Source organism: Bradyrhizobium sp. USDA 4369 (genome assembly GCF_054056435.1).
Genome location: NZ_JBSRYH010000001.1, coordinates 5006835 through 5032685, shown reverse-complemented (window position 1 = coordinate 5032685; position 25851 = coordinate 5006835). Strand labels below are relative to the sequence as shown.

Here is a 25851-nt window from a genome sequence, read left to right as displayed (position 1 = left end):
CAGATGAGATTCGTCATTGCGCATCGCGCGCCCCTCACAGTTTGTAGCGGATGCCGGCATAGACGCCGCGGCCGTTGCCGGGATTGAACAGAGTGGACGTCGCCGTCGCGCGATCGATGATGCTCGTGGTGGCGATGTAGGCCTTGTTGGCGAGGTTGCGGCCCTCGATATAGGCCGAAAAATGCTTGCCATCGTCATAGGTCGCCTTCAGGCCCCACAACAGATAGGGCTCCGTCTTCAGCGTGTTGGCGCTGTCGACAAAATAGGACTCCGGCACCCATTCGACATTCGGGCCGACGGCGAAGCCGGCCGGATGCTTGTAGAGCAGCTCGGCGCGCAGGAAGTGCGGCGGCGCGCCCGGCAGGCGGTTATTGCCCCAGGTCGCATCGTTGCTGTAGCGGAAATCGCTGTAGGTGTAGGCGACATTCAGCCAGACCCGGTCGGGCGTGTCGCTCTTGACTGCAAGCCCCTTCAGCAGGCTGACGCCGAGGCCGGCCTCGACGCCCTGGTGCATGGTCTTGTCGGCATTGGTGACGTTGCAGGTGCCGAAGGTCGAGAAGAAGCACTGCAGCTCGTTCTTGATATCGGCGTGATAGAGCGCGAGGTCCCAGGTGACGTCGGGACGCCGGCCGCGCGTGCCGATCTCGTAGGTCGTCGCGGTCTGCGCCTTGATGTTGTAGAATGGAACGGCGGTGCCGTTGCCCTCACCAAAGCTCGGCGCCTCGCCGCTGCGCGAGACGTTGGCGAACACCTGCCAGCCTGGATCGACATCCCACAGCACGCCGACCTTCGGGCTGAACAGGTCGAAGGTGCTGGTGCCGGACTTCGTCGCCGGATTGGTGGTGAAATCGACCTGCTGCTCGCGCACGGCATGCAGATATTGCGCCCCCGTGATCAGGGACACGGCAGGCGTGACGTACCATGCATTCTCTGCATAGAGCGTGTAGTTCTCGGGACGCTGCACGGCCGCGAGCGTCTGCGAGCCCTTGTTGGCGCCGATGTTGACGTACTGATTCGCATCGGTCGTACCGTTCTGGATGTTGAGCCCGACCGTGAAGCGGTTGCGATGGCCGCCGATCTCGCGGTCGTCGACGGCGCGCACGAAGCCGCCATAGTCGTGATAGCGGTAGTCGAGCCATTGGAAGATCGGATGCATCAAGTGCCGGTCGACCGCGAACACGCCGAACTCGATATCGGTGTTGTCGAGCCGGAGGGTGGATTTGTTGGCGACCCGGACCGTGTCGATGTTGCGCTGCCAGTCGTTGAGCACATTGTTGGCCGCGGCGGTCTGCGGCGAGTTGAGCGCGCTGGTCTTGGTCACCTCGCCCGGGATGCGCTGCCGCACCGAATTGGCATTGAGGTAGAAACGGGTCTCGAAATCCGGCGAGACCTGGTAGCCGACATTGGCGCTGCCGCGCTCGGCCGTGCCCCAGCTATGGTCGCGATAGCCATCCGTGCGCGAGGCCGAGCCGGTGACGAAGTAGTCGAGCGGGCCGCTGACGCCGCCGGTCGAGGCCTGCCCGCGCAGATAGCCGAAGGCGCCGCCGTCGAGCCGGCTGTCGAACGCGGATGCGTCGCGCCCCGTGGGCGTTACGAAGTTGACCGCGCCGCCGAGCGAATTGGCGCCGTAGCGCAGCGCATTGGCGCCCTTGTAGACCTCGACATAGCGGTAGGCGGTCGGATCGATCTCCTGGAAGTCGCCATAGCCGTCGGCGGTGTTGATCGGAATGCCGTCGAGATAGAGTTGGGTGCCGCGCAGATGGAAGTTGCGCGACAGGCCGGAGCCGCGAATCGACAGCCTGGTGTCGTCGCCCCATTTCGGCTGCGCGAACACGCCGGGCACGTAGTCGAGCACGTCCTTGATGGTCTGCGCGGGCGCATTCCTGAAGGCGCTGTCGGCCACGACGGCCACCGCCCCCGGCGTCTGCTGGATGCGCTGCGTCGCGGTTTGCGTGTTCGGCGCGGTCAGGCTCGGCGCCGGACCGGTGGGGCCAGCAGCAGCAGCAGCAGCAGCAGCCGCGGTCTGCGGCGCGGCCCCCACCCGCGGCACGCGTGTGCCGGGCGCGGATCGATCGGTGGCGGGTCTGGCGGGGCGCGCCGCGGTGCGCTTGGCCGGATCGACGGTGACGGTCGGAAGCGTCGGGGCCTGCTGGGCCTGGGCGAAACATGGAGAAGACAACGTGACGAGGCACGTCGCCGCGCACAGCGCGGTTACGGAACGGGACATGATGAACCTCTGGACGAACGAAACCTGATGGAAAATTCAATCAGGCGTTCGCGGGAGGTCCTTGCGACAGTCGCGGTTCACGGAGGCGGGAGTCGCGCGCGGCCCAGGCCACGAAGGTGGCGAGCCGCAATTCGGCGGCGCTGCGGGCCAGCGTTTCCGCGGCCGCCGTCGGCACCGGCGCCGCATGGGCAGCAAAGGCACAGACGGCGCAGAAGTCCTTGTGGAGAACGGCTGAGGCCGGCGCGCTTGTATCATGCGTCGTGCCGCCTTGCGCATCAGTACAGATGACGCCGAGATCGCCGGAGGCCGCCGCGGCCATTTGCGCCGACATCGCGCCGGCGAGCACCATCTGCAGCGCGATCAGATAGGCGGCCATGATGCTGACCGCCCTCCTCGCCCACGCTACATTGTGTCGCCGTCGTCTCACACCGATCTCCCCAGCGGGGACCATATTCGGCGCGCTGCGCACGCGCAAGCCGGCAACAACGACGCGCGTCGTTTCTGATGAGTTCGCGCGGCGGCTACCATCGGCGCCGCACGACGCCGTCTGATCAGCGCCGCACCAGCGCCTTGAGCCAGCGCGGACCGAACAATGCGAGGATCGCTCCGGCATAGATGACGGCGCCGGCCGCGATCAGCAGGCCGAGCACGGCCTCATCCTGCAGGCGGCCCAGAAATGTGAGATGAGGCGCCGCGAAGAAGGCCGTCGACCACAGGGCCGCGGCGAGCACGAGGCCGGTCGCGGCGAATTTCAGCAGCGACGAGATGAGCCGCCGGTCGAACCGCAGATAGCCCTTGTGCACCGCGAATCCGAGCACCAACAGCAGATTGATCCAGGCGCCGACCGCCGTCGCCAGGGCCAGCCCGACCTGGGCCAAGGTCCCCATCAGCAGCACCTTGAGCAGCACGTTGACGGTGAGCCCGGTCAGCGACGCCTTGACTGGCGTCGCGGTGTCCTTGCGGGCATAAAAGGTCGAGACGGCGCTGCGGATCATCACGAAGGGAATGAGGCCGACGGCATAGGCGGCGAGCGTCGCCCCGGCCGCCGCGGCATCGCCCTTGGTGAAGGCGCCACGCGCGAACATCGCGCGGGTGATGACATCGGGCACGGCGAGGAAGGCGGCGACGAACGGCACCGAGAACAACAGCGTGAACTCGAAGGCGCGGCGCTGCTGCTCCATGGCGCCTTCGTGGTCATTGGCCGTCAGCCGCCGCGACATTTCCGGCAGCAGCACCGTGCCGATGGCAATGCCGATCACGCCGATCGGCAGTTGGTTGAGACGGTCGGCATAATACAGCGCCGAGATCGCGCCGGCGGGGAGGAACGTCGCGATGATGGTGTCGGCGAACATCGCGACCTGCGTGCCCATCGAGCCCAACGTGGCCGGTCCCAGCGCGCGGAAGAAAGCGCGGATGTCGTCGTCGAGCTTGAGCGACGCAAAGCGCGGCAGGCCGCCATGTCGGGCGAGATCGCCGGCCAGCAGAAAATACTGCAGGAAGCCCGAGATCAGCACGCCCCAGGCCGCGGCATGGCCGACGCCGGGGAAGAACGCCGCCAGCGCCAGGGTCGCCATCATCGCGAGGTTGAGGAAGATCGACGCCGCCGCGGCGCTGGCGAAGCGCTGCATCACGTTGAGCATGCCGCCATAGAGCGTCACCAGCGTGATCAAGAGCAGATAGGGGAAAGTGATGCGAGTGAGCGTGATGGCGAGCTCGCGCTGCGCCGGATCGTCGGTGAAGCCGGGCGCCAGGATCGTCATCGCCTGCGGCATGAAGGCCCAGGCCAGGATCAGCAGCACCACCTGCGACGCCAGCAACAGGGTGAAGATGCGGTCGGCAAACAGCCCCGCCGAGGCCGGCCCCTTCTCGCCATGGACATGCGCATAGGCCGGCACGAAGGCGGCGTTGAACGCACCCTCGGCAAAGATTGCCCTAAAATGGTTCGGCAGCCGGAACGCAATGAAAAACGCGTCCGCCACCGGCCCGGCGCCAAGAATCGCCGCCAGCATGATGTCGCGGGCAAAGCCGGTGAGCCGCGACAGCAGCGTATAGCCACCAACCGTGAAGATCCGTCCGAGCATGGGGGGCTTCTAGAGCATCGGGGCGCTGGTTTGAAGCAGAGAACGTGGGCTGTTCCCGCTTGCGGCGAGAGTGTGGCAACGAGCCCGCGGCTCCCGCTGGCGGCTTCAGCTGACGAGGCCCCCCATTCGGAGCATGGTCCGCGCCTATGTCAGCTTCGGGGAACGCAATATCGAGCTCTACCGACTGATGTTTGCGTCGCCGCTCGTTCCCAATGCGAGCCCTCAAACCGAGCAGGGAAAGGCTGCTGACGGGCTTCCTCAACCCGCAGGGCCAAGGCGAAGGCAATCCCTGGTCGCGCTCGCGGCCGACGACGACCGTCCGTGGCCGCGCTCGACCGCGTCCGAGAGACCGGAGAACCGGGACCCGCCAATTCGGAGCGAGCCAGCGATCTTCTATGCAAAATAGAAGTCGCTCTGATGCGCGAACAATTGCGCGGTCGTGACATGCTGCAGCGTGATCGTATCGTGCGCGGCGTCTGTTATCACGGCGTTGCCGAGTGCATCATCATGTGTTGCTGCCAGCAGTGCGGTGACGTCCGAAAATACGGTTTTGCTGAATTGAAGAGTATCCGTCGCGGGCGCAAAGTTCGCGAGGATGACCTGGCCGAAATTCGGTGCGAAAACGAACGTGTCGTGCGCGGTCGAGTTGGCGACCTGGCTGGCAGCTCCGGTCTGCCCAGGAGATGGCGCGACAGAGATCAACGTTCCGCCGTTGCCGTCACTCGCGAAATAGAAGCTGTCCTGCGAATACTGGCCGAGGACATGGAGAGACGCCGTGGTCAAGCCGTCGGTCACGGAAAGCGTACCGGAGGAATTGTCGAAGGTGGAGTGAGCCTTACTAAAGTCGAGGCCGCGAAGCTCGATCTGATCGGCCCCCGCGGTGCCGTTTCCGACGATAGCAGCGCTCAACGCAGACGGCGTAACCGGAGGGTTCGTTCCTTCGATCGTCACGTCCGCTGATGACCCTGCAACAGGCATGAAGGTAGCCGAGCTTGCGACGCTAGAACTGCTCGGCACGCCAATCACGCCGTCGCCGTTGAGGTCCTGGTGGAAGATCGTCTCGAATTGTTCGGCGACGGCGCTCGTCCCGGACACGAGGTCCGTCAAATTGCCGGTATAGTTGCCGTTACTATCCGTCGACCAGAACGTGAACTCGTTGGTGCCTGGGATCTTCCAGGCGATGTCGTACCCGGTCGTGGTCTGAATCGCTCCAACGGGCGCAATACTGCCGAACTCGCCGACAACCACGGGAGCGCCGGAATATTTCAACTCGGGCCCCGATCCGTTGATGTACATGTAATAGTTGTCGGCGATCGCCAGCAGGCTGGTCGTTACGTCGGTCTGAATCACCGATGACGTGACACCAATGCTGCCGTCGCCATTCAGGTCTCGGCCGAAGGCAGCTTCCGCCGACTCGACCAGAAAGGCGGTCCCCTGCACCAAGCCAGTGATGTTTCCGACGTAGTTGCCGTTCGTGTCGATTGTCCAGAATGTGAACTCTGTGGTGCCGGGAATCTGCCAGACGATCTCATAGCCGTTGGAGGTCGCGATCGCCCCAATGGGATTGATATTGCCGAACTCGCCGGCAACCACCGGAGCACCGCCGTAGTTCAGTTCAGGCCCCGAGCCATGGGTGTAGATATAGTAATTGTCCGCGATCGCCAGCAGGCTGGTCGACCCGGCGGTCTGGATCAGCGATGACGTAACGCCGACTGTGCCATCGCCGTTCAGGTCCTGACCGAAGACGGTCTCAAACTGCTCGACTGCGAAACTGTTGCCCGACACCAAGCCCGAAAGGTTCGAGGTGTAGTTGCCGTTAATATCCGTCGACCAGAACGTGAACTCGTTGGTGCCAGGAATCTTCCAGGCGATGTCGTAGCCGTTCGCGGTCTGAACCGCACCGATCGGACTGATGCTGCCGAACTGGCCCGCGGTGACTAGCGCGCCACCGTACATGAGCCCGGACTCGGCCCCGGTGCTGCCGCTAATCAGCAGGTAGTGGTTCCCACCTTGAGCAAGGCTCGTTGATCCATCGGTCTGAAGGATCGCAGGCGTCGTGTTGAAGCCGATCGCATCGAGCACTTCCCTATCCACCGCAGTGAGCGACTGGATTGTTTTCGAATTGCCGAACTCGTTGAAGGGATCGTTCGGTCCCTGAACGCCACTATTCAGAAAATCGCTTGAATCCGAGGTCTGACCGAAATCGGCCAGCTTCGTGTTCCCGCCATCGATCGAGAAATAGGCCGGGACCGCCGTGCCGTCTGTCGAATACAGGTGGTTGCCCGCACTCGTGTAACGTACAAAATCAAAAGTGCCGGCGGCAATTGCGGCGCCGGAACCAGAGACGCCGGAACTGGGCTCCCGTCCCATCGCATGGGTCAACTCGTGCAGAGCGGCGCCGACCAGCAGATTGGTCGGAATCGAGGGGTCAAAGCCAACGGCTCCGTCTATCACGGAGGCCGTTGGCGACATCAGAGCCAAAGCTTTCGCAACCGCGGGGCTTACGCCAAACGCATAATGATTATCGATGGTCGATGTGTTCGGCAATGAGTTCACGACCGACTGGTCGAGCACCGAGGTCTCGTGGGCTGCGAGCGCGGACCTCAGATCCGAATAATTAACGAAAAGGTCGTTCAAAGATCCGCCGAGCGCTTGTCCCTTTTTGGTTGTGAACGCACCGTTGTTCCAATCGCCGTACCCGACAAGAATTGTAACTGTGATGTTGTCGAGGATTTCTGCGTCCAAAATATTGGCCGCGGTCTGCATCGCGTCCCTGAAGCTCTGCGGAGCCGCAAGAGCGGAATTTTCATAATCGAGGACAATATTCATTCGTGCGCCTAGCGTCTGGCTTCTGCCGGTCCGGGACTATTGTGAATGGAGCAATTTTTGTAAATAACGACCATTGGTTGCGTTAGGGAATTGGGTTCCGAAGCAAGCTATTGTGTACGCTTGTTTCTTTTTGTTGCCACGCAACTTGCGCGTGAACCCACGGCTGCATGATTACGATGCGGCCGTAAATCAAGACGCAACTTCGCATGTTGAAATGGGGGCTCAGTTGATGCCGATCGTCCTTGCCGACGAGGCACACGAGAGCGGCTCCCAGACGACGCTGTCACCCGGGGCAACTCTGCCGGCGCAACGCGTCGATCCGGGGCTCATACTCCCGGAGTTCGGTGATGCGCGGAACGGCCGCCTGCCCTTTCCCGACATCACGCGATATGGGTCCCTGCGTTCGCAGGGACGACATTGGAATTTTGGGCTGCCGGCCGGGAAGATCACCAGCACACGCCGCTGCCGGCGGCGCGACAAGCAGGGCCCGGCGACGATGCGTAACGTCTCAAGCCGCCAGCGCGCCGCGGACGACGTCGATGATGCGGGCCTGGGTCGGCTCGTCGAGATAGGCGTGCATCGGCAGGCTGATGACGTCGCTGGAGAGCTGCTCGCTGACCGGCAGGCCGCCATCGGCGCTCGGGAAGATCCGGTAGGCGGTCTGCTGATGCATCGACTTCGGATAATAGATCGCGGTCGGAATGCCCTGCGCCTTGAGCGCACCGGCGAAGGTGTCGCGGTCGACGCCCTTGGGCAGGCGGATGGTGTATTGCGCCCACACCGAGGTGCAGCCCTCGGTGAGGAGCGGCACCTTCACGACGTCCGCCAGCGCGGCCGTGTAGCGCTCCGCGACCCTGTTGCGGGCGACGATCTCGTCGTCGAAAATCTTGAGCTTCTCGATCAGGACCGCGGCCTGGATGGTGTCGAGCCGCGCGGTGAGGCCGAGACGGACATTGTCGTATTTGTCGCTGCCGCCGCCATGGGCGCGGACGCTGCGCAGGCGCTCCAGCAGGCCGGCATCGTCGGTGAGGATGGCGCCGCCGTCGCCGAAGCAGCCGAGCGGCTTGGCGGGATAGAAGCTGGTGGCCGTGGCGAGCCCGAAGGTGCCGATGCGGCGGCCCTTGTAGCTGGCGCCAAAACCCTGCGCGGCGTCGTCGAGCACGAACAGGCCCTCGTCACCAGCGATCGCCGCCACCGCATCATGATCAGCGCTCTGGCCGAACAGATCGACCGGGATCACCGCCTTGGGCTTCAGCCCGAGCCGCTTCGCGGTGACGATGCCACGCCGCAGCGAGGCCGGATCGATGTTGAAGGTCTCTTCCAGCACGTCGACGAAGACAGGCGTGGCGCCGGTCAGCGCGACCGCTTCGCCGGTCGCGCAGAAGGTGAAGGACGGGCACAGCACCGCGTCGCCGGGGCCGATGCCCTGGGCCATCAGCACCATCAGCAGCGCGTCGGTGCCGCTGGAGCAGCTCACGGCATATTTGGCGCCACAATAGGCCGCCAGCTCGGCTTCGAGCTGGGTGATCTCGGGGCCACCCAGAAACTGGCAATGCGCCAGGACGCGGGCGACGGCCTCATCAAGGGATTTGCCGAGTCGCTGACGCTGCGCGGCGGTGTCGATGAACGGAATGGGCTGATGACGCAGGTGCTGGTTCATGGGGTCTGACAAAGTTTCGCAAACGAAAAAATGGGTGAAGCGGCAGCCGGGTCGATCAGCCGGCGGCGCGACGCTTGGTGGCGGCGGCTTCGGCCGGCCGATGGCTGGACGTCTCCAGGCACTGCGTGGCGATGGCGAGGCTCGCGACGCCCTCGTCGCCGGTGACGGCCGGAGAGGTGCCCGAGCGCACCGCGTGCAGGAACGCGATCAGCTCGGCGCGCAGCGGCTCGTCATGCCCGACCGGCAGATGCCGCATCGAGTAGCTGCCGTCCGGCTTGAAGCCAAAGCACTCGGTGACCTGGCGGGTCAGGAGATCGCCCATGATGTATTTGCCGCGCGTCGCCACCGTGACATTGCGCGCCTTGAACGGCGTCAGCCAGTTGGTGTTGATGTGGGCGAGCACGCCGGAGGCGGTGCGGAACTGCAGGAGCGCGATGTCCTCGCGCTCGGCCACCGCGCTCGACAGCTGCGGCTGCACCTCGACAATGTCGGATTCGGTGAACCAGCGGATCAGGTCGATGTCGTGCACGGCGAGATCGATGACGACGCCGACATTCGACATGCGCGGCGGGAACGGGCCGACGCGGGTGATCGCGATCGACAGGAGGTCTTCGCCGGCGATCGCCTTCTTGATCGCGGCGACCGCCGGATTGAAGCGCTCGACATGGCCGATCATCAAGGTGACGCCGGCGCGATGGGCGGCCGTGACGATCTCCTTGCCCTCCTCCACGGTGGAGGCGATCGGCTTCTCAACCATCAAGTGCACTTTATGCGCAATGCAATCGAGCGCGAGTTCGTGGTGCAGATGGGTCGGAGCTGCCACGGTGACGGCGTCGACGCCCTCCGCGACCAGCTGGTCGAGGGTCTCGAATGTGGGGCAGTTCGCGAGCTCGGTGACACGGCTGCGATGGGCAGGAAGCGGATCGACCACGCCGACGAGATGCACATCGGGCAGCCCGGCAAGCACGCGGGCATGATTGCTGCCCATCACGCCGGCTCCGATGACGCCGACCCGCAGCGCCTGCCTCAGATCGGCCTTGTGGCCTGCCCCCTTGGAACTCATGTCGACGACCCCATCGGTATTCCGGAATTGCGATGCCACGGACTGGCCATAACAGTTAACGAACTGCAAATCAGCCGGGCGCATTTCTGATAGCATGCCGCCTCAAGCGAGGCGAATGCGGAAACCTCTTTCAGGACACGATTTGATTCAGAAAGTTACATTCGACACCGGGAAAAAACGGTGTGTTTTGAACAAGCTGCGAGGTGGACTTCGCGTTGGGCAAGCCGCTCCTCACGCAGCAATGAAGGCAGCCGCGACAAGGCATGAGCCGTTGTCACGCCTGCGTGTAGCTCGCGTGAGGAGGTAACACGATGGCGCGGCGAGCGAAGGAGCTGAGACCCTATCGCTGGAGAACGCCCATGGTCCGTAGCCTCGTCTCGTTCCGCCACATCGCTCGCTTCGCCGTGCTGCTGGCGGCTTTTGCCCCTTGGGCGCCCTCGGCCGCAGCCGTGGACCGGCCCGTTGTGATCGAACTCTTCACCTCGCAAGGCTGCTCCTCCTGCCCGCCGGCGAATGCCTATCTTAACGAGATGGTGAGGCAGCGACGCGACGTGTTGCCGCTCGCCTTTCACGTCACCTATTGGGATCGGCTCGGCTGGAAGGATCCATTCTCGCTGTCGGCCGCCACCGATCGCCAGGCCCGCTATGGCAGCCGTTTCGGCGACGGCTCCTACACGCCGGAGATCGTCGTCGACGGCCTCACCAGCCATGTCGGCTCCAACCGGACCGAGATCGGACCGGCGATCGACCGCGCACGCGGCCAAGCGTCCACCGCGGCCACCGTCAAGCTCGTGCGCAGCGGCGAAACGCTCACGGTGGAGGTCGGCGGCGGAGAAGGACGCGGGCGCGTCTTGCTTGTCGGCTTCGATCACCGGCATGAGACGGCGATCCGGCGCGGCGAGAATGGCGGCCGCACGCTTGAGGAGCTGAACGTGGTCCGTTCGGTCCGCGCCCTCGGCGAGTGGACCGGCGCCGCGCTGCGTCTCGTCGCGCCGATGCCGGAGGGCGAGGATGCGGCCGTGATTCTCGAAGCCACGGACGGACGCATCGTCGGAGCCGCGCGGCTGTGACGATGCTCGCCTGTTCAGCCGGAGGCGCAGTAGCGGCGCCAGAACAGGCGATAGCCCTCCTCGACGCGGCGGGTGTAGGTCTCGACATTGCCGGCAGCGGAGCTCGCGACCATGGACGGGAGCTCCGCGCGCAGCTGCGCCAATTCATCCGGCCGGCCCGCATGCGCCAATGCGATCGCGATGTAGCCGTCATCGTCCGCGGCCACCCAATCATGCAACCCGACCGCCGTGATGATGCCGGCAGCCGCCCGCCCCGCCGCGCTGCGCCCGAGCTTGGCGACCACGGGCACGCCGGCCTGCAGCGATTCCCAGGTGCTGACGCCACCATTCTGCGGAAACGGGTCGAGCGACATGTCGATCGCGGCGAACTGCGCGATGTGCTGGTCGCGCGTCGACAGGCCGAGGCAGGTGATCCGATCCTGCGCGATGCCATGCGCCACGAAGCGGGCGACCAAGCCATCGCGCAGCAAGGGGTCCTGCAGCGCTCCGTTCTTGATGACGATGCGCGCGTCCGGCAACGCGGCCATCAGCCGCGACCAGAGCGCGAGCGCAGGCTCCGAGATCTTGTCGATGCGGTTGAAGACACCGAACGTGACATGGCCGTTGCGCAGCATCGGCAGCGATGTCGGCTGCCATCCCAGCAGCGGATCGGTGGTGATCACGGCCGGCAGATCGTAGACCTGCTCGGCGAACAGCGGGCGCGCCGCCTCGGGCACTGTCACCGGATCGGCGAAGAAATAGTCCATGGTCGGCAGGCCGGTGCCGGTGCCGCTGCCCCAGGCCGTGACCTGGACCGGCGCCGGCTTGCGCGCGAACACCGGCAGGCGGTTGCCGGCGGAATGGCCCGAGAGGTCGACGAGGATGTCGACGCCGTCTGCTTCGATGCGGTCGGCCAGCTCCTCGTCGGACATCTGCCAGGCATCGACCCACAGATCGGCGGCTGCGCGGCATTGCGCCGTCATCACGTCCTGCAGCGGCGAGCAGGAATAGCAGGCGATCCTGAACGCCTGATGATCGTGATGGCGCAACACCGGCAGGAACACCAAGGCGGCCGAATGCGTCCTGAAATCCGCCGAGACATAGCCGATGGTCAGCCGCCGTTCGGGATCGCGGTCAAGCAGCGGCGGCGGCCGGCGCTCGATCTGGGCACCGATCCGGCTCCACCATTCCCGCCTCACGGCCTGATGCTGGACGAAATCGGTCTCCGGCATGAAGTCGAGCAGGAAAATCTTGGCAGTGATCGCATCGCCAAAGTCAGGCTTGAGCTCGAGCGCGCGCTCGAAATGCTGCAAGGCCGTCGTGAGGTCGCCCTGCTTGGCAAAGCATTCGCCGAGCCAGGTCCAGGCGACTTCGGAGGCCGGATTTTGCTCCAACACCTTGCGGCAAGCGTCCATCGCCGGCGCGACATTGTCCCTGATCACACTGAGCTGGGCAAAGCCGAGCAGCGCCACCTCCTGGCGGGGATCGATCGACAGCGCCGCCTGGAAATCGGCCATCGCCGGATCGAACCGCCCGGCCTGCTGGTGCAGCCGGCCGCGCTGCGCGAGCACCTGCGCGGCGCCTGGCCTGATCGCCAGCGCGGCATCGAAGGCTGCCAGCGCATCGTCGAAATGACGCAGAATGATGCTGGCCAGCCCCTTGCCGAACATCGCCTCCATGTGGCGCGGATTGAGCGACAGGGCGCGATCGAAATTCTGATTGGCCTCGGCATTGCGATTGAGCGGAAGTAGCGCCATGCCGCGATTGCAATAGGCGTCGGCATAGTCCGGCTTCAGGGCGATCGCCCGATCATGCGCAACGATGGCCTCCTCCGGCCGTCCCAGGCGCATCAGCGTGTTGCCGAGGCCGGTGAGCGCGACCACGAGATTTGGCTTCAGCGCGACCGCCATCTCCTGGCATTTGCGCGCCTCCTCGTAGCGCTTGCGGTTGAACAGCGCGAGGCCGAGATTGGAGAGCGCCTCGGCATGGCGCGGCTCAGCCTCGACCGCCTTGGTCAGAGCCTGCTCGGCAATATCGAGCTGGCCGCTGTCGAGGGCCACGACGCCGAGCAGATGCAGCGCATCGAAATGCTCGGGCAGCAGCGCGAGGATCTGTCCGCAGATCGCCTGCGCCTCGGCCGGACGGCCGGCGCGATAAGCCGCGACGGCCCGCGGCAGCAGCTCATCGACCTGCTTGCGATGCTTCTTCTGCAGCCGCGCGTTCTGAAACGCGCGAGACCCGACATTGCTGGCCAAATGATGACCTCCCGGCGTGACGTCAAGAACTGGATACGCGAACCAACTCGTCGCCGGCACCGCACCGTGCCGGGCAGACCACCTTCATCCTGCGGCCGCGCAGAACCGACGCCAGAACAGGCGATAGCCCTCCTCGACCTTGCGCGCATAGGTCTCGACATGGCCGGCCGCCGAATTGGCAACCATCCCCGGCAGCTCGGCGCGCAGCCTCGCCAGCGCATCGGGCCGGCTCGCATGCTTGATGGCCATCGCGACGTAAGTGTCTTCGTCCTCCGCAATCCAGTCCTCAAGCCCGACCGCCGTGACGATCGCCGCGGCGGCCCGCGAGGCGGCGCTGCGCCCGAGCAAGGCGATCACCGGCACACCGGCCTGCAAGGATTCCCAGGTGCTGACGCCGCCGTTCTGCGGGAACGGATCGAGCGAAATGTCGACCTGGGCGAATTGCGCGATCTGCTGCTCGCGCGTCGACCAGCCGAGACAGGTTATGCGATCCTGGCTGACACCATGAGCGGCGAAGCGCGCCAGCAACCGATCGCGCAACAACGGATCGTCCAGCGAGCCGCTCTTGATCACGATCCGGGAGTCCGGCAGCTGCCGCATCAGGCGGGTCCAGACCAGGAGCACCGGATCGGAGATCTTGTCCAGGCGATTGAATACGCCGAAGGTCACATGCCCGTTCTGCAGCATCGGCAGCGGCGTCGGCGCGATACAAGGCAGCGCCTCGGTGGTAATCACGGCAGGCAGGTCGTGGACCTGCTCCGCGAACAAGGGCCGCGCAGCCATGGGTACCGTGACCGGATCGGCGAAGAAATAGTCGATCGTCGGCAGGCCGGTGCCGGTGCCGCTGCCCCAGGCGGTGACCTGAACCGGTGCGGGCTTGCGCGCAAACAACGGCAGCCGATTGCCCGCGGAATGGCCGGAGAGATCGACGAGGATATCGACCGCATCCGTCTCGATCCGATCGGCGAGCTCGTCGTCGGACATCTGCGAGGCATCCACCCAGACATCGGCGCTGGCGCGGAACTGCGCCGTCACCGCGTCCTGCACCGGCGAGCAGGCGTAGCAGCAGATCCGGACATCCTGGCGGTTGGCATGCTTCAGCACCGGCAGGAAGGTCAGCGCCGCGGAATGATTGCGGAAATCCGACGAGACATAGCCGATGGTGAGACGCCGCTCCGGATCGAGGTCGCGCGGCGGCAAGGCCCGCCGCGGGATGCGGCTGCCGATCCGCTGCCACCACTCGCGCCTGACGGCCTGATGCAGTTCGAAATCGGCATCGGGCATGAATTCGAGAGTGAAGATCTTGGCGGTCATCGCCTCGGCGAAATCGGGCCGGATCTCGAGCGCGCGATCGAAATGCGCGACGGCGGCAGCGACCTCGCCCTGCTTGCCGCAGCAGACGCCGAGCCACAGCCAGGCATCCTCGGACAACGGGTTCTGCTCCAGCACCTTGCGGCAGGCATCGATCGACTGCGCGATATTACTGAAGTGGCCGAGCTGCGCCGAGCCGAGCAGCGCCATTTCCAGCATCGGATCATGGGCCAGCGCGGCCGCGAAATCCGCCCGCGCTTGATCGAAACGTCCCGCGGTCTGATGCAGCCGGCCGCGCTGCGCCAGCACCTGCGCGGCATTGGGATTCATGGCCAGGGCGGCATCGAAGGCGGTGAGCGCGTCGGCAAAGTGGCGCAGGTTGACGCTTGCGAGGCCCTTGCCGAACATCGCCTCCATATGGCGCGGATTGAGCGACAGCGCGCGGTCGAAGCTCTGATTGGCCTCGGCATTGCGGTTGAGCGTGAGCAACGCCATGCCGCGATTGCAATAGGCGTCCGCGTAGTCCGGCTTCAGCGCAATCGCGCGGTCGTGCGCCGCGACGGCTTCATCGGGACGGCCGAGACGCATCAGCGTGTTGCCGAGGCCGGTCTGCGCGACCACGAGGTTGGGCTTCAGCGTGACCGCCCGCTCCTGGCACTTCCGCGCGTCCTCGAAGCGCTTGCGGCTGAACAGGACGAGGCCGAGATTGGAAAGCGCCTCGGCGTGACGCGGATCGACCTCCACCGCCTTCGCCAGCGCCTGTTCGGCCAGATCCAGCTGGCCGCCATCGAGCGCCGCGACGCCGAGGAGATGCAGCGCATCGAAATGATCCGGAAGCAATGCGAGAATTTGTCCGCAGATCGCCTGGGCCTCGGCGCGGCGACCGCTGCGATAGGCGGAGACAGCCTGCGGCATGAGCGCATCGGCCTGCTTGCGGTGCTTCTTCTGCAGCCTCGCATTCTGGAACGCACGCGAACCGACGTCGCTTGCCAAAGGCGGTCTCCCGAGGTGACGCGTAGATCTACGCAGCAGAGTGGTGCATTTGCGGATCGCCTGATGCCGGCCGAGACCGCGCTAGCCGGCGGAGCAATATCGGCGCCAGAACTGACGATAGCCCTCCTCGACCTTGCGCGTGTAGGTCTTGACATTGCCGGCCGGCGAATTCGCGACGCGCGCCGGGAGCTCGGCACGCAGCTTGGCCAGTTCAGCCGGCTGGCCGGCATATCTCAAGGCAATCGCGACATAACCCTCATCGTCCTCAGCGACCCAATCATCGAGCCCGATCGCCTTGACGATCGCGCCGCCGGCGCGGGAGGCCGAGCTGTTGCCCAGCTTGGCCACCACGGGCACCCCGGCCTGCAGCGACTCCCAGGTGCTCACACCGCCATTCTGCGGGAACGGGTCCATCGACATGTCGATGTCGGCAAAGGCCGCAATGTGCTCCTGGCGCATCGACGAGCCTAGGCACGTCAGCCGACTCTCGTCGATGCCATGCGCCACAAAGCGCGCGATCAACCCGTCGCGCAGGAAGGCATCGTCGAGCGCACCGTTCTTGATCACGATACGTGCAGACGGAAGCGCTTGCAGCAGCGTTGCCCAGACCTTGAGGACCTGGGCCGAAATCTTGTCGATCCGATTGAAGACGCCGAAGGTCACATGGCCATTGCGAAGCATCGGCAGCGGCGTCGGTTCGGCGCCGGGCAGCGGATCGGTCGTGATCAGCGCCGGCAGATCATAGACCTCTTCGGCAAACAGCGGCCGAACGGCTTGCGGCACGGTGACCGGATCGGCGAAGAAGTAGTCCATGGTCGGCAGGCCGGTCCCGGTCGCGTTCCCCCAGGCCGTGACCTGGATCGGCGCCGGCTTGCGCGCGAACACGGTGAGGCGGTTGCCGGCCGAATGCCCGGAGAGGTCGACGAGAATATCGACCTGATCCGCCTGAATGTGATCGGCGAGTTCATCATCCGACAACTGCCAAGCGTCGACCCAACCATCGGCCGCGGCCCTGCACTGCTCCGTCACGGAATCCACCAGCGGGGAGCAGGAATAGCAAATGACCCTGAAGGCTGTGTGATCGTGATGCCGGAGCACAGGCAGGAAGGTCAGTGCAGCCGAATGGCTGCGAAAATCCGACGACACATAACCGACCGTGATGCGACGATTGGCATCGCGGTCGATGGCAGCGAACTGACGTCGCGGAATATGCGCGCCGATGCGTTCCCACCATTCACGCCTGGCGGCCTGGTGGATGGCGACATCGGCCTCGGGGTAGAAATCGAGCGCAAAGATCTTCTTGAGGATCGCATCCTCGAAATCCGGCTTGATCTCGAGCGCACGGTCGAAATGCTGAATGGCCGCGGCCGTATCGCCCTGCTTGGCGAAGCAGGCGCCGAGCCAGGCGAACGCGATCTCCGAGGCTGGATTATGCTCCAGCACCCGTTTGCACGCCGCCATGGCCGGCGCGATCCGGTCGGTGAGCACGCACACATGCGCCTTGCCGAGCAGCGCGGCCTCCAGCATCGGCTCGGCGGTCAGGGCCGTGTCGAAATCTATTTCGGCCTCCTTGAACCGTCCCATCTGGACGTAGAGGCGCCCTCGCTGGGCGATCACGGCCGCAGCCCCCGGCCTCAGCGCAAGTGCCGCGTTGAACGCCATGAGCGCCTGATCGAAATGGCGCAGGTTGACGCTGACGAGCCCCTTTCCGAAAGTCGCCTGCATATGCCGCGGCGCCAGCGCCAAAGCGCGCTCGAAGCTCTGGCGGGCTTCCTCGTTTCGGAGCAACAGAAGTTGTGCCATGCCGCGATTGCAATAGGCATCGGCAAAATCGGGCTTGAGCGCGATGGCGCGGTCGTGCGCCTCGATCGCCTGCGCGAACAGCCGCATGTTCATCAGGGTGTTGCCGAGGCCGGTCAGCGCGGTGGCGAAATTCGGCTTGAGCGCGATGGCGCGCTCCTGGGCGGCGCGCGCCTCCTCGTAACGTTTCAGGCTGGAGAGTACGAGGCCGAGATTCGCCTGGGCCTCGGCATTGCGCGGCTCGGCGGCGACGGCCCGGGTCAGAGCCTGCTCAGCCAGATCCAGCCGACCATTGTCGAGCGCCGAGGCGCCGAGGAGGTGCAGGGCGTCGAAATGATCCGGAACCAGGGCCAGGATCTGCCCGCAGACCGCCTGCGCGTCCGCATGCCGGCCGGCGCGGTAGGCTGCGACCGCCTGCGGCAGCAGGCCGTCGGCCTGCTTACGGTTCTTCTTCTGCATGCGCGCGTTCTGGAACGCGCGCGATCCGATCGTGCTTTGCAAGGAAGCTCTCCGGCGGACGACGTCGGGGAGCTATCTAGCACGGCTCGCGTGATTCGAGGCGATCTGCGCCCTATTCGCGGCGGTAATCGTCCTCGAGGCGGATGATGTCGTCCTCGCCGAGATAGGAGCCGGTCTGGACCTCGATCAGCTCCAGCAGGATCTTGCCCGGATTTTCCAGGCGGTGCACCGCGCCCATCGGGATGTAGATCGATTCGTTTTCGTGAACGGTCTTGACCGTCTCGTTGACCGTGACCCGGGCAGCTCCACGCACCACGATCCAGTGCTCCGAGCGGTGATAATGCTTCTGCAGCGACAGCCGCTGGCCGGGCTTGACGACGATGCGCTTCACCTGGTGCCGTTCGCCATTGTCGACCGACTGATAGCTGCCCCAGGGGCGGTGCACCTTGATGTGCGCCTCGGTCACCTCGGGCGCCACCGTCTTCAGCTTCGCGACCAGCCGCTTCAGCCCGTTGGCATCGCGCTGGCGCGAGACCAGGACCGCGTCCTGCGCCGCCACCACGACGAGATCGTCCACGCCTTCGAGCGCGACCAGCGCCTTGTCGGTGACCACGTTGCAGTTGCGGGAATCCTCGAACACGGCGGCCCCCCGCGCGGCATTGCCCTGCGCGTCCTTGTCGGACAGCTCCCACACCGCGTGCCAGGAGCCGACATCCGACCAGCCGCAGGAGACCGGCGCCACGGCCGCCCGTTCGGTCTTCTCCATCACGGCGTAGTCGATCGAGATCGGCTTGGCCGCGGCAAAGGCATCGGACTCCAGGATGATGAAGCTGAGATCGCGGCCGGCCTTGGTCACGGAATCGGTGACCGTCTGCACGCTGCCCGCATCGGATTTCCGGTACTCATCGAGCAGGACCCCGGCCCGGAACATGAAGTTGCCGCTGTTCCAGAGATACCCCTCGCGGATGTAGCGCTCGGCGGTCGGCTGATCCGGCTTCTCGACGAACTTCGCGACCGCCCGCACCTCGCCTGCGACCGGCGCACCCGGGCTGATATAGCCGTATTCGGTGGCGGCGCGTTCGGGATTGATGCCGAAGGTCACGATGAGGCCGGTCTCGGCCGCAGCCAGCCCGGCGCGGCAGGCTGCGAGGAAGGCCGCGGTGTCACGGACGACGTGATCGGCCGCCAGCGCCAGCACCACCGCGTCCTGATCACGCGTCTGCGCGAAGGCAGCCCCGGCGACGATGGCGGGTCCGGAGTCGCGGCGCATCGGCTCCAGCAGCACGTCGGCTTCGATTCCGATCTCGGCCAGTTGCTCCAGCACCATGAAGCGATAGGCCGCATTGGTGATGATGATCGGGCGGGCAAACAGATCCGCATCCGATACGCGCAGCAGCGTGTCCTGGAAGGTCGACCGGGTGCCGAACAGCGGCAGGAACTGCTTGGGCCGCACTTCCCGCGAGGCCGGCCAAAGCCGGGTTCCGGCGCCGCCGCACATGATGAGAGGAATGATGCGTCTGGTCATGAAATGATGCCCTCAAATCTGATGATACTCGCGATACCAACGCGCGAACCGCGCGATGCCGTCGGCAATCGGGGTTGCCGGCCGGAAGTCGATATCGCGCTCGAGATCGCTCACGTCCGCATAGGTCGCTTCGACGTCCCCGGGCTGCATCGGCAGCATCTCCTTGATCGCCGGCCGCCCAAACTCCTTCTCCAGCAGCGTTATCACGTCCATCAGCTGTTCGGGGTGATTGTTGCCGATATTGTAAATTCGCCAGGGCGCCCGGCTGCTGGAGGGGTCGGGCCGGGTTCCGTCCCAGTCCGGATTGCCCTGCGGAGGGCGGCCGATCAGGCGATGAATCGCCTGCACAATGTCGTCAATATAGGTAAAATCCCGCCGCATCTGGCCGTGATTGAACAGTCTGACCGGCTGGCCCGCCAGGATGGCCTTGGCGAAGATGAACATCGCCATGTCCGGTCGCCCCCAGGGCCCGTAGACGGTGAAGAAGCGCAGGCCCGTCGCCGGCAGCCGATAGAGATGGCTGTAGGAATGCGCCATCAGCTCGTTGGCCTTCTTGCTCGCCGCATAGAGGCTGATCGGATGGTCGACATTGTCCTTCACCGAGAACGGTAGCTTGGTGTTGGCGCCATAGACCGACGATGACGAGGCGAACAACAGGTGCGCGCAGCCGTGATGCCGGCAGCCTTCAAGGATATTGATGAAGCCTTCGAGATTGGCATCCACATAAGCGTGCGGATTGTCCAGCGAGTAGCGCACGCCCGCCTGGGCGGCGAGATGCACAACCGCCGGAAAATGGTGGGCTGCGAACAATGCCTTGACGCCGGCACGATCGACCAGATCGAGCTTGTGGAAAATGAAGCCGGGCTGGGCGGCCAGACGATCGAGGCGCGCCTGCTTCAGCTTCGGGTCGTAATAGGCGTTGATGTTATCGATGCCGATCACCTGCCGCCCCTCGGCGAGCAGCCGTTGCGCCAAGTGGAAGCCGATGAATCCGGCGGCGCCGGTCACAAGGATAGGATCGTCTGCCATATCGCTCTCTCAGGGCCGCCACAGCTCGATGGCGCCGGGTTTGCTCGCGCGGTCGAGCTTCATCTTGACGTCGAGCACAAGGCCATCGCCTTCGCGCAGGAGAGCCTGAACCAACGACCAGCCGCCAGCCAGAAACTGATCGTGGGACACCGCGAGCACGACCGCATCGGCAGGACGCAGCGCCGCGAACGCGGTGAGGTCGATGCCGTACTCCTCGTGCACCGCCGCTGCATCGGCGAGAGGGTCGGCGACCTGCACTTCGACACCGAACGACTGCAGTTCGCGGACAATGTCGATCACACGCGAATTGCGGATGTCCGGTACGTTCTCCTTGAACGTCATGCCGAGAATGGTGACGACGCCGCTTCGCCCCCTGCGCTTCAGCAGCCCACGGATGCATTCCCGCGCGATGCGACGGCCCATCTCGTCATTGATGCGACGTCCGGCGAGGATGACTTCGGGATGATAGCCGGCCTTTTCGGCGCGGTACGTCAGGTAATAGGGATCGACGCCGATGCAGTGCCCACCCACCAGTCCGGGCGAGAACGGCAGGAAGTTCCATTTGGTGCCGGCCGCCGCGAGGACGTCGCCGGTATCGATCTCCAAGGCCTGGAAGATCAGCGACAGTTCGTTCATGAAGGCGATGTTGAGATCGCGCTGCGTGTTCTCGATGACCTTGGCCGCCTCCGCCACCTTGATCGAGGGGGCCCGATGAATCCCGGCGGTGACGACCGATCCGTAGACCTCCGCTACGATCTGCAGGGTGTGCGGGTTCTGCGCCGACACCACCTTGGTGATCGTCTCGAAGCGATGGGTCTTGTCACCAGGATTGATGCGCTCCGGCGAATAGCCGACATTGAAATCGGTCCCGGCCCCGAGCGCAGAGCCGCTTTCCAGCAGCGGCACGCAGTCTTCCTCGACGGCACCTGGATAGACGGTCGATTCATAGACCACGATGTCGCCCCGCTTCAGTACGGCGGCCACGCTTCGGGTGGCGGCGAGCATGGCGCCGAGATCCGGCCGCCGCGCGCTGTCGATCGGGGTCGGAACCGTGACGATGAAGAAATCGGCAGAGCCGAGATCTGCCGGATCGCTGGTGAAGCGCAGCCCCGGGTGGCGGAGATCGGCGGCATCGACCTCACAGGTCCGGTCCTGCCCATCCCTCAGTTCGGCGACCCGCTTGGCATCGATGTCAAACCCGAGGACGGGGCCGCCTGCGCGTGCAAACGCTGCGGCAACCGGCAGGCCGACGTAACCAAGGCCTATCACCGCGATCTTCCGGCCATGAGACATAAATTGATATTCCGGTCGTTTCGGAGGCCATTGACGCCACCCCTGCGACTGTTTAGCCACCGGGGCTCATGGACCGCAAGGGGGCGCCGCCGTCACGGCTCGGCTCCTCACCGAGGTCCGGTCACCTTGCCAGGACGGGGAGTTGCGCGTCTCGCACTCGGCTTGGGCCGTTTTCAAACCAGACAGCGAAGCCGAGCCGGCATGCGTGCGATTCTCATTCTCCTCCTCCGGATCGTGGTGTCGCTCGCCCTGCTCTATCTCGCGCTGCGCGGGATCAACTTCGCGGCGATCGGTGAGCGGCTCAGCCAGATCAACATCGGCTGGATCGTGCTGGCGGTCGGCATCACGCTGTTCCAGATCTTCATCGGCGCGCTGCGATGGCGGGAGATTTCGGCGCTGTGCGGCGCGCCGCTGACGGATCTGCAGGCATTCCGCTACAACATGATCGGGGCATTCTTCAATCAGACCCTGCCCTCCTCCATCGGCGGCGATGCCGTGCGCCTGTGGCTGATCGGCCGGACCGGTGCCGGCTGGCGCGCCGCCAGCTACTCGATCCTGACCGATCGCGCGGTCGGCTTCATCGCGCTGGCCCTCATCATCGTGGCGAGCCTGCCGTGGAGCTATGGAATGATCGCCGACGACAAGGGACGATTGGCCCTGGTGCTGGTCGATGCGGCCGCGCTGGCTGCCGGCGTCGGCTTTCTCACGATCGGCTATCTGCCAGCCGCGTGGATGAAGGCGTGGTGGCCGACCCGGCACGTCTATGCCTGCTCGGTGATCGCAAGGAAGGTGATCCTGGGCAGGACGACGGCCGCCAAGATCGCAGTCCTGTCACTCTCGATCCATGTGCTCGCCGTCGTGATCGCATGGTGCGCCGTGCGCTCGATCGCAGCCCCGGCTGCCTTCGAACAACTATTCCTGCTGACGCCACCGATCATGCTGATCACCATGCTGCCGATCTCGATCGCCGGCTGGGGCGTGCGCGAGGCGACCATGATGGTGGCCTTCGGCTATGCCGGCCTGGCGCCGGCCGACGGCACGGTGGTCTCGATCCTGTTCGGCGCGGTCTATTTCATCGTCGGCGGCATGGGCGGCCGGCCTGGTGTGGATTCTCAGCGCCGAAAAAGGTGCGGGCAGCCTGACCGTTCCGGCGACCGTCGAAGAGTAAGGCTATCCGGCGCGGCCCCATTCGTCGTACCAAGCCTCGGCCATCAGCACGTTCCAAAGCCAGTACGCATGATTGTGACGGCGGCTGATATGCTCCTCGAACATGCGCGTTACGCGCGTGGGAGCGAACAGGCCCTGCCGCTTCAGTCGTGCGGGTGACAACAAATCGCCGGCCCATGATTTCAGCGGCCCGCGCAGCCAGGCATCGAGCGGAATGCTGAAACCGGTCTTCGGCCGGTCGATCATGTCAGCAGGAACATGGCGATACAGGACCTGTCGGACGAGCCATTTGCCACGGCCGTCGCGGACCTTCATGCTCGCGGGCACCCGGGTCGAGAATTCGACGACGTCCCTGTCGAGGAAGGGCACGCGCGTCTCCAATGCCACGGCCATCGCGGCACGATCCACCTTCTGCAGGATGTCGTCGCTCAGATAGCTCAGGGAATCCGCCAGCGTCATGCGGTCGAGCGGGCTTATCTGCCCCGTCAGCTGCTTCATCTCGCGCGCAGCCCAGCTCGCCCGCTCTTCGCCCGCGACGACCGTCGCGCGCGGATCCTGGTCGATCGAGCACAGCGTCCGATACAGGCCATCGAAGCCGTCGGCGGCGACGATGCGTCCGAGCTTGGCGACCTGATCACCAGCATGCCGGACCCTGAGCCGGGCGGGCAACACCGGCTGCAACATATTGAGCAGCGTATCGGCCGGCTCCGGAGCGATGGCGCCGAGCGCGGCTCCGATCGCCCGCCGCAACGGCATCGGCACGCGACCGAGACGCTCCTGCAGCGCACCGCCCCAGACATGCCTGTTGTAGCCGCCGAACAGCTCGTCACCCGCATCGCCCGACAGCGCGACGGTGACGTGCCGGCGCGCCAGCTGCGCCACAAGATGGGTCGGGATCTGCGAGGAATCGGCGAACGGCTCGTCGTAAATCCGCGGCAGCTTCGGCACCACCTCCATCGCGGTCCGCGCATCGACATAAAGCTCGGTATGATCGGTGCCGAGATGCTGCGCCACTTTGCGCGCGTCCTCGGCCTCGTTGTAACCGCCCTCGGCAAAGCCGATGCTGAAGGTGCGAACGGGCTGGCTCGCCTGCGCCTGCATCAGCGCCACGATGGTCGAGGAATCGACGCCGCCGGACAGGAAGGCGCCAAGCGGCACATCCGACAGGCACTGCCGCTTCACCGCCGTCGACAGCAGCTGCTCCAGCCGCGCGATCGCCTCGCTTTCACTGCTGATCTGATGACCTTGGGCGGCGACGACGGAATCACGCAGCGACCAATAGGATTGCGCGGCAGGCGACGTCCCTGGTCCAGCGTCGGCGAAGAAGGCAACGAAAGAAGCGGGTGGCAATTTGCGCACGCCGCGCCAGATGGTGGCCGGCGCCGGCACGTAAGAATAGCGCATGAAATCGGTGAGCGCAGCCCGATCCAGCGACGGTGCCCATCCGGGATGGGCCGCGAGCGCCTTGAGCTCGGAGCCGAACACCAGGTCGGCGCCGCTCCAGCCATAGAACAGCGGCTTCTCGCCGAACCGATCCCGCGCCAGGATCAGCTGCCTCGTTTCAGCGTCCCACAGCGCGAAGGCAAACATTCCGATCAGGCGCTGCAGCGCCGGGGCGAGGCCCCATTGTCTGATGGCGGCGAGCAGCGTTTCGGTGTCGGAATGGCCACGCCAGTTCGGCGCGGCGGCGGCGTCCTCGAGCTCGGCCCGCAGATCGAGATGATTGTAGATTTCACCGTTGAAGGTGATCGTATAGCGGCCGCAAGCACTGTGCATCGGCTGCGCGCCGGCCTCCGACAGATCGAGAATCGCAAGGCGCCGCTGCCCCAACGCAATGCCCTGCCGGCCGCTGACCCAGCTGCCGGACGCATCCGGACCGCGATGCGCCAGCGCGGCTGTCATCCGCCCGACAATCCCGGCCAGCGCGCTCTCGTCCGCCCCCGCCGGTCTGAACAGGCCGGCTATGCCGCACATGATGCGCCCTCAGATGCGCCGCCGTTCAGTGGCATCGCTCACCCGCCCTCGGTCACTTCGGGAAGGAAGTGCTTTTCGTGCCTGGCGAGGAACGCAAGGCTGGGGCGGCTCGGGCCATAGAAATAGGGCAGCGCAAGCGCCCGCTTCCAACGCGCCAGAAGCCTCTCGGTATCATAACCGGCCTCGAATTCCGCCGACCGCCCCTCGGCCAGCGCCAGGACTTCGTCTACGGCCAGACAGATCTCGTCGGCCGAGTTGTTCTCAGGGTGAGCGGCGCTGCGGCCCAGCACCGCGGCATCGAACACCCGCCATCGCCACGGCTCCGTCGTCAGCTGCCCTTGCGTAAGCATGGTTCCGTCAGCCAATTTGACTGGCTTGAGCGCGAAGCGAACATTCGCGTTCCACAACTGCGCATCGGTGGTGATCGCATTGACGATGGCACAGGGAATGCCGAAGCTGACCGCCACATTCGTCAAGCCCGACGTGGTGCCGATGAAGGCACGGGCATGGCGGATCAGGTGAATGTCCATCCGCTCGGAGCGGAATTCGCTGAGCGCATAATCGATGGTCCGCGCCAGCGGCGGCAGTTTGGGAGAGTTCGGACCTCCGAGCTTGATGACCCATCCCCCGCGTGAGGTGATCAGGCGAATCGCGTCCAGAGATGCTTCGATCGGCGCGTTACGATGCGTCTGCCCGGTTCCAATGAACTCGAAATAATGGGCAGCGTCGCGCGTGTGAAGACAAACATACCAGTCGTCGGCCTTCATGCCGTACCTGGCGCAGAGCTGAATAAACCGCTCGGCGGCAACATCCGAAATGGATGCATCGTAGACGTCGCGCAGCGGATGCGATCGTCCTTCCCGCTCCCATTGTTCGAGCGCGATCGCGCCCGCATCCTGCCAAGGCACGGCTCGGCCGTCCGGCAGCCGGAAGGCATTGAAGCTCAGACCGCACCAGCGCTGAAGCGACAACAACTCCTCAGCCACACGCTCGGAGATCGTCTCACCGATGACAAGGACCCGGCCGAACCCCTTGAACAGCTCGAAGAACGCGGCGTTGGCGATCAATCCCGGACGTACGACGATCACCGCCTTGCCCGACCACCAGCCGAGCTCGCGCATCCGGAATAGAATGTC

The 25851-nt window shown here is 65.0% G+C and carries 15 protein-coding genes and 1 pseudogene; 2 read left to right on the top strand and 14 right to left on the bottom strand.

All coding sequences use genetic code 11. The features are described from left to right. Window positions 1–34 precede the first annotated feature (34 nt). The 6 genes from ACVIJ6_RS22745 to ACVIJ6_RS22720 form a co-directional block, all read right to left on the bottom strand. On the bottom strand, window positions 35–2227 hold the full coding sequence (locus ACVIJ6_RS22745; RefSeq protein WP_456774527.1) for a TonB-dependent receptor family protein: 2193 nt from the start codon (window positions 2225–2227) through the stop codon (window positions 35–37). A 40-nt stretch (window positions 2228–2267) separates the two neighbouring features. Beyond that, entirely contained in the window at window positions 2268–2603 is a 336-nt protein-coding gene (locus tag ACVIJ6_RS22740; RefSeq protein WP_456774526.1) for a DUF2946 family protein, read from the bottom strand. Between the two features lie 175 nt (window positions 2604–2778). After that, on the bottom strand, window positions 2779–4308 hold the full coding sequence (gene murJ, locus ACVIJ6_RS22735; protein ID WP_456774525.1) for a murein biosynthesis integral membrane protein MurJ: 1530 nt from the start codon (window positions 4306–4308) through the stop codon (window positions 2779–2781). Window positions 4309–4701: 393 nt separating this feature from the next. Beyond that, window positions 4702–7137, bottom strand: a complete 2436-nt coding sequence (locus ACVIJ6_RS22730) for an NF038122 family metalloprotease (RefSeq protein ID WP_456774524.1) — start codon at window positions 7135–7137, stop codon at window positions 4702–4704. A gap of 508 nt (window positions 7138–7645) precedes the next feature. Beyond that, complete coding sequence (locus ACVIJ6_RS22725; protein ID WP_456774523.1) at window positions 7646–8797, bottom strand: DegT/DnrJ/EryC1/StrS family aminotransferase; 1152 nt, start codon at window positions 8795–8797, stop codon at window positions 7646–7648. A 55-nt stretch (window positions 8798–8852) separates the two neighbouring features. Beyond that, window positions 8853–9860 (bottom strand): Gfo/Idh/MocA family protein, encoded by a 1008-nt coding sequence (locus ACVIJ6_RS22720; protein WP_456774522.1) that lies wholly within the window; start codon window positions 9858–9860, stop codon window positions 8853–8855. Between the two features lie 359 nt (window positions 9861–10219). Here ACVIJ6_RS22720 and ACVIJ6_RS22715 point away from each other — a divergent pair, with 359 nt between their 5' ends. Beyond that, window positions 10220–10930: a DUF1223 domain-containing protein gene (locus ACVIJ6_RS22715; protein WP_456774521.1), complete on the top strand. Its 711-nt coding sequence runs from the start codon at window positions 10220–10222 to the stop codon at window positions 10928–10930. Between the two features lie 14 nt (window positions 10931–10944). Here the strand turns inward: ACVIJ6_RS22715 and ACVIJ6_RS22710 are convergent, their stop codons facing one another. The 6 genes from ACVIJ6_RS22710 to ACVIJ6_RS22685 form a co-directional block, all read right to left on the bottom strand. Beyond that, window positions 10945–13164, bottom strand: coding sequence for a tetratricopeptide repeat protein (locus ACVIJ6_RS22710; RefSeq protein WP_456774520.1), 2220 nt, complete (start codon window positions 13162–13164; stop codon window positions 10945–10947). Window positions 13165–13248: 84 nt separating this feature from the next. Next, a complete protein-coding gene (locus tag ACVIJ6_RS22705) occupies window positions 13249–15468 on the bottom strand; it encodes a tetratricopeptide repeat protein (RefSeq protein WP_456774519.1) in 2220 nt (739 codons plus the stop codon). 81 nt (window positions 15469–15549) lie between these two features. Next, window positions 15550–17769, bottom strand: coding sequence for a tetratricopeptide repeat protein (locus ACVIJ6_RS22700; protein WP_456774518.1), 2220 nt, complete (start codon window positions 17767–17769; stop codon window positions 15550–15552). A gap of 70 nt (window positions 17770–17839) precedes the next feature. Continuing rightward, the gene (locus ACVIJ6_RS22695; protein WP_456774517.1) at window positions 17840–19252 is read right to left on the bottom strand and encodes a mannose-1-phosphate guanylyltransferase/mannose-6-phosphate isomerase; all 1413 of its coding nucleotides are present in this window, start codon (window positions 19250–19252) and stop codon (window positions 17840–17842) included. A gap of 12 nt (window positions 19253–19264) precedes the next feature. Beyond that, on the bottom strand, window positions 19265–20281 hold the full coding sequence (locus ACVIJ6_RS22690) for an NAD-dependent epimerase (protein ID WP_456774516.1): 1017 nt from the start codon (window positions 20279–20281) through the stop codon (window positions 19265–19267). Window positions 20282–20290: 9 nt separating this feature from the next. Further along, entirely contained in the window at window positions 20291–21574 is a 1284-nt protein-coding gene (locus ACVIJ6_RS22685; RefSeq protein ID WP_456774515.1) for a nucleotide sugar dehydrogenase, read from the bottom strand. A 201-nt stretch (window positions 21575–21775) separates the two neighbouring features. Between ACVIJ6_RS22685 and ACVIJ6_RS22680 the strand changes: the two are divergent. After that, window positions 21776–22742 (top strand): annotated as a pseudogene (locus ACVIJ6_RS22680) (lysylphosphatidylglycerol synthase transmembrane domain-containing protein). Between the two features lie 2 nt (window positions 22743–22744). On the opposite strand, the gene asnB reads toward ACVIJ6_RS22680, so the two are convergent. Both asnB and ACVIJ6_RS22670 read right to left on the bottom strand, forming a co-directional pair. Next, window positions 22745–24715 (bottom strand): asparagine synthase (glutamine-hydrolyzing), encoded by a 1971-nt coding sequence (gene asnB / locus ACVIJ6_RS22675; protein ID WP_456774514.1) that lies wholly within the window; start codon window positions 24713–24715, stop codon window positions 22745–22747. A gap of 38 nt (window positions 24716–24753) precedes the next feature. Beyond that, window positions 24754–25836, bottom strand: a complete 1083-nt coding sequence (locus tag ACVIJ6_RS22670; RefSeq protein WP_456774513.1) for a TIGR04372 family glycosyltransferase — start codon at window positions 25834–25836, stop codon at window positions 24754–24756. Between the last annotated feature and the right edge of the window lie 15 nt (window positions 25837–25851).

Excerpts from the sequence above, each read along its gene's own strand:
- ACVIJ6_RS22745 (WP_456774527.1), bottom strand. The coding sequence starts at position 2,227 with ATGTCCCGTTCCGTAACCGCGCTGTGCGCGGCGACGTGCCTCGTCACG.
- murJ (WP_456774525.1), bottom strand. The coding sequence starts at position 4,308 with ATGCTCGGACGGATCTTCACGGTTGGTGGCTATACGCTGCTGTCGCGG.
- ACVIJ6_RS22720 (WP_456774522.1), bottom strand. The coding sequence starts at position 9,860 with ATGAGTTCCAAGGGGGCAGGCCACAAGGCCGATCTGAGGCAGGCGCTG.
- ACVIJ6_RS22740 (WP_456774526.1), bottom strand. The coding sequence starts at position 2,603 with ATGGCCGCCTATCTGATCGCGCTGCAGATGGTGCTCGCCGGCGCGATG.
- ACVIJ6_RS22725 (WP_456774523.1), bottom strand. The coding sequence starts at position 8,797 with ATGAACCAGCACCTGCGTCATCAGCCCATTCCGTTCATCGACACCGCC.
- asnB (WP_456774514.1), bottom strand. The coding sequence starts at position 24,715 with ATGTGCGGCATAGCCGGCCTGTTCAGACCGGCGGGGGCGGACGAGAGC.
- ACVIJ6_RS22695 (WP_456774517.1), bottom strand. The coding sequence starts at position 19,252 with ATGACCAGACGCATCATTCCTCTCATCATGTGCGGCGGCGCCGGAACC.
- ACVIJ6_RS22715 (WP_456774521.1), top strand. The coding sequence starts at position 10,220 with ATGGTCCGTAGCCTCGTCTCGTTCCGCCACATCGCTCGCTTCGCCGTG.
- ACVIJ6_RS22730 (WP_456774524.1), bottom strand. The coding sequence starts at position 7,137 with ATGAATATTGTCCTCGATTATGAAAATTCCGCTCTTGCGGCTCCGCAG.
- ACVIJ6_RS22670 (WP_456774513.1), bottom strand. The coding sequence starts at position 25,836 with ATGCGCGAGCTCGGCTGGTGGTCGGGCAAGGCGGTGATCGTCGTACGT.
- ACVIJ6_RS22685 (WP_456774515.1), bottom strand. The coding sequence starts at position 21,574 with ATGTCTCATGGCCGGAAGATCGCGGTGATAGGCCTTGGTTACGTCGGC.
- ACVIJ6_RS22690 (WP_456774516.1), bottom strand. The coding sequence starts at position 20,281 with ATGGCAGACGATCCTATCCTTGTGACCGGCGCCGCCGGATTCATCGGC.